This window comes from Nitratireductor sp. GCM10026969, assembly GCF_042660605.1.
Classification (GTDB): domain Bacteria; phylum Pseudomonadota; class Alphaproteobacteria; order Rhizobiales; family Rhizobiaceae; genus Chelativorans.
The window spans coordinates 1-776 of record NZ_JBHSUM010000316.1; the positions used below are offsets into that span (position 1 = coordinate 1).

A 776-nucleotide genomic window follows, 5' to 3' on the forward strand; every position below is an offset into this window, starting at 1 on the left:
CGGGCTCCTCCGGCGTGCCGGCGCGCTTCTTCGGCTCCTCCGCCGGCTGGCTGACCGCGACGTCGCCGGCACGCAGGGGCCGGTTGGGGAAAGGTCGGGCGATCGGTGCATCGAAATTGGCGCCGGCCTCGGCGAGCAGACGCTCGCCGAGCTGGTCGCGCAGCATGCGCCCCTTTATCTCCTGAACCGCGCCTTCCGGCAGCACGCCAAGCTGGAAGGGGCCGTAGGAGATTCGGATAAGGCGGGTCACCTCGAGCCCCAGCGTGCCCAGAACCTTCTTCACCTCCCGGTTCTTGCCTTCGCGCAGGCCGAGCGTCAGCCACGCGTTCGAACCCTGCTTGCGGTCGAGCGTGGCTTCGATGGCGCCGTAGAAGACGCCGTCGACGGCAATTCCCTTCTCCAGCTCGGCCAGCGCCAGCGGATCGACGCTGCCGTGGACGCGCACGCGATAGCGGCGCAGCCAACCGGTGGACGGCAATTCCAGGACACGGGCAAGGCCGCCGTCATTGGTCAGCAGCAGCAGCCCTTCCGTGTTGATGTCGAGCCGCCCGACCGCCACCAGCCGGGGCAGGCCGGCGGGCAGGATGTCGAACACCGTCCGGCGACCCTCCGGGTCGCGGCTGGTGGTGACGACGCCGGCCGGCTTGTGCAGGAGGAAAAGCCGGGTGCGCTCCATCTGCGGAATGGGCGCGCCGTCGACCTCGATGCGGTCGGAGGGCCGCACGTTGAAGGCGGGCGTGTCGAGCACGCGGCCGTTCACCTTCACCCGGCCCTCG

The 776-nt window shown here is 70.2% G+C and carries 1 protein-coding gene; it reads right to left on the minus strand.

The features are described from left to right. A partial coding sequence (locus ACFP9U_RS25230) for a pseudouridine synthase (RefSeq protein ID WP_378625645.1) occupies positions 1-776 on the minus strand: 776 nt, incomplete at both ends.